Below are 3507 nucleotides of genomic sequence, written 5' to 3'. Positions count from 1 at the left end.
CGATAGCGGTGTGTCAGATTGAGAAATCTGCTGACTGACACACCGCTATCGCGAGCAGGCTCACTCCTACAGGGGGGGTGAATTAATTACCGCGCTTGCTGTTGATCTGCCGCAGGCGATTGCCTTCAAAGCGCAGGTATTGATACATGCCGTTGCTCGGGCCGTAGGTCCATTCCTCGACCTGAAATTCTTCGCGGCGGTTGGCGCTGCGCTTGTAGCCGAGGACATCGCGGCTCACCGGTTCGCCACACTTCTGCAGCACTTCGCTGGCGCGGTCACCGAGACTGACCAACTGGCTGCCACAACGCAGCGTGTCAGAGGCCAGCGCAGGGCTGCCAGCGAGCAGCAGCGTCAACGCTGCCAGCCATTTGCGCTTCATCATTCGGCGTCCAGATGCATTTGCGTCACGACCCGACCATCGCTTTCGGCCTCGCCAAGGTTGGCATCGATGAAGTACACCCGATCATCCGCCAGTTGACCTTTGTCGACCAGATAGTCCTTGATGCTGCTGGCGCGTTCCTGACCCAACTGCCGCAGCAGTACATCGCTGGAACTCCAGAACTTGATCACACCATCACGCATTTTCGCCGTGCGTTCTTCTTTGCCCAGATCTTTCCATTCGGCCGGTGGCTGAGTTTTCAGACGGGTGCGGTAGATGCCTTCGAGCAGCGGGCCTTTCTCGCTCTCCGGCACTTGCAGCAGGGACGCCTGAGCCGGCACCTTGTCGCCACGGCGCTGGAGCATCTTGTAGTAGTTGTACTGGTATTCGCGCTCCAGACGCTGCTCGGCAATCAACGGGCCGTCGCTGCTCTGTGCGGCAGTGCCTTCGATTTCCAGACGCAGGGCTGGACGTTCCTTGAGGGCTTGGGACAGTTTATCCAGCGCTGCTTCGGCATCCTTGCTCAAATCGCTTGAGCCCGCAGCAAATGACACGGTACCGAGGTCTTCGGAGCCGCCACCGTTGATCAGCCCGCCAATCATCTTGAACGGTGCGGCGGCGGCCTTGACGATCAGGTTGCGCAGGGTTTGCCAGACAATCGGCATCACGCTGAACTGCGGGTTGTTGAGGTCGCCGGTCACTGGCAGTTCGATGGAGATCTTGCCGTCTACGTCCTTGAGCAGGGCAATCGCCAGTTTCAGCGGCAGGCTCACGGCATCCGGGCTGTCGACTTTTTCACCGAGTTGCAGTTGCTCGAGCACCACTTTGTTTTCAGCCTTCAACTGGCCCTTGGTGATCAGGTAATGCAGGTCGAGGTTGAGCCGGCCCTTGCGGATGCGGTAACCGGCGAACTTGCCGGAATACGGGGTCAGGGTAGTCAGCTCGACGCGTTTGAAACTGGTGGCGATGTCGAGGCTGGCCATCGGGTCGAATGGATTGACCGCGCCTTTGATGGTCACCGGGGCATAGCGGTCGACCTTGCCCTTGATGTCGACGCTGGCCGGTTTCGCCTGACGACTGTCGATGGTGCCGATCTGGCCGTTGAGCTGTTGAACCGCCGTAGCGAAATTCGGCGTCAGGCTGAAGTCGGCGAAGTTGGCCGAGCCGTCGTTGATCGCAATCGCGCCGATGTGAATGCCCAGTGGTTTGTCTTTACTGGCCGGTTTCGCCGCTGCGGTTTTCGCACCATTGTCGGCGGGCTGCGGGATCAGCAGATCGTCGATGTTGGTGGTGCGGTCGTCGTTGATCATGAACCGCGCGTACGGCTGGAACAGGTTGACCTTGTCGATCGACAGGCTGTCACCGTGTTGATAGTTGATGCCTTCAACCACCACTTGCTGCCACTTGAGGAAGTCGCGGGTTTTCAGGGTGTCGAGGGTGTGCAGTTGATCGATCTGCGCGCGCCCGGTCACGCCGAGTGCGAGCGGTTCGGTGCTCTTGAGGTTGACCTTGAGGTCGCTACCAAGCATGCCGCTGCGCAGTTCCAGGCGAATGAACGGATTGATGTAGGACTGTGCAACGCGCAGGTCGATGTCCTGGGTTTTCACATTGAGCTGGGCGGTGACCGGCGCGAGGTTGACCACGCCATCGGCGTTGATCTTGCCTTGTTTGCCCAAGCCGCTGTCGAGCCTGACCTTGAAGGGCGAACCGTTGAGGCTGTCGAAATCCTGCAGATCAATGTTCAGCGGCGTCACATCCAGCGCCACGGGTGGGTTGGCCGAGCGGTCGGCGAGATGCACGGTGTAGTTGCGTAGCTGGACGTCTTTGAGCAGCACTTGCCAGGGCTTGCTCGGCGCGACCGGCGCTTTCGGCGAGTCGGCGGCGGCCGGAGTGGTCTTGGGTTCGGCGGCGGCCTTGGCGGCAGGTTTCGATGGCTGGCTGGCGAACAGTTTCTGCCAGTCGAGCTGGCCGTCGGCTTCGAGCGCAGCCCAGGTTTCCAGTTTGTTGCTGCGGATCTTGCCGACCACTACTTGCTGTTTGGCCAGGTCCAGCGAGGTTTCGCTGACGTCGAGGCGTTCAAGTTTCGCCAATGGGCGTCCGTCCGGCGCCTTGATCGCGAATGGCGCAATGCTCACCGCGACGTTGTTCAACAGCAGTTCGGTTTCTTTCGACAGATTCAGTTTGTACTCGGTGCTGAGATTCAGCACGCCGTCTTCGAGTACCAGCGGCAGCGCGTCACGCACGTAAGGCCAGAAGGATTTCATCTTGCCGTCGGTGACTTTCAAGGTGCCTTCGGAGGTGAACGGGATCAGGCTGAAGTTGCCTTTCCAGTCGATCTGCCCACCGGCCGGGCCGGCAGCCACCAGGGTCATGTCGGCATTGTCTTCGGGCAGGGTGCTGAGGTTTTTCAGTTCGAAGTCGAGTTTGTCGTAGATGAACTCGATCGGCTCACTCGGCCGGGCGTCCTGGAAATGTACGTTGCCACCGGCCAGTTGGATGCGATCGATGCGCAGCGGGAACGGCTTGGCATTCGGATCGGCCGGGGTCGGTTCGCTGGCGGGAATTTTGAACAGGCCCAGCAGATTGAGCTGGCCGTCCTTGGCGAAGAGGATTTCGGTCTTGGGCTTGTCCAGCTCGATATCGGCCAGGTGCAGCGCCTTGGTCCACAGGCTGTCGAGTTGCAGGTTGGCGTACAGCCGCTCGAAGCCGACCTGCTCCTTGCCCGGCTCACCGACGACCAAGCCCCACAGGGTGACTTCCAGGCTGAACGGATTGAGTTCGATGCGCTGGATATGCGCCGGCACCGTGGCGTAGTTCGCCAGTTGCTGGTTGGCGATACGCAGGGCGATGCCTGGCAAAATCAGAAACCCCAGCAGGCTGTAGAGGGCCAGAGCAGTCAACAAGGCGCCAATCGCGCGAATCAATCCTTTGGGCATGTGCGGCTTCATCTCTGAATCGGAGTGCCTTGGAGTATGGCACGCGATTCTGGTTCCGAAGTACCTCGTGGGGGGCAGGATTGTTCAGATTGTTCTGTAGGACCAAGACACTGTGGGAGCGAGCTTGCTCGCGAAAGCGGCGGATCAGTCGAGAAATATGCTGACTGACGCGCCGCCTTCGCGAGCAAGCTC

The 3507-nt window shown here is 59.9% G+C and carries 2 protein-coding genes; both read right to left on the bottom strand.

The features are described from left to right. Nucleotides 1–82: 82 nt before the first annotated feature. A complete protein-coding gene (locus QMX91_RS29875; protein WP_115988878.1) occupies nucleotides 83–379 on the bottom strand; it encodes a DUF2845 domain-containing protein in 297 nt (98 codons plus the stop codon). Beyond that, nucleotides 379–3327, bottom strand: a complete 2949-nt coding sequence (locus tag QMX91_RS29870) for a DUF748 domain-containing protein (protein ID WP_282413815.1) — start codon at nucleotides 3325–3327, stop codon at nucleotides 379–381. The genes QMX91_RS29875 and QMX91_RS29870 overlap by 1 nt, the downstream gene beginning before the upstream one ends. Between the last annotated feature and the right edge of the window lie 180 nt (nucleotides 3328–3507).

The organism is Pseudomonas sp. PS01299, from assembly GCF_029960145.1.
GTDB classification, from domain to species: Bacteria; Pseudomonadota; Gammaproteobacteria; order Pseudomonadales; family Pseudomonadaceae; genus Aquipseudomonas; species Aquipseudomonas putida_A.
This window is presented reverse-complemented; position numbering and strand designations above follow the sequence as displayed.

Excerpts from the sequence above, each read along its gene's own strand:
- QMX91_RS29875 (WP_115988878.1), bottom strand. The coding sequence starts at position 379 with ATGAAGCGCAAATGGCTGGCAGCGTTGACGCTGCTGCTCGCTGGCAGC.
- QMX91_RS29870 (WP_282413815.1), bottom strand. The coding sequence starts at position 3,327 with ATGAAGCCGCACATGCCCAAAGGATTGATTCGCGCGATTGGCGCCTTG.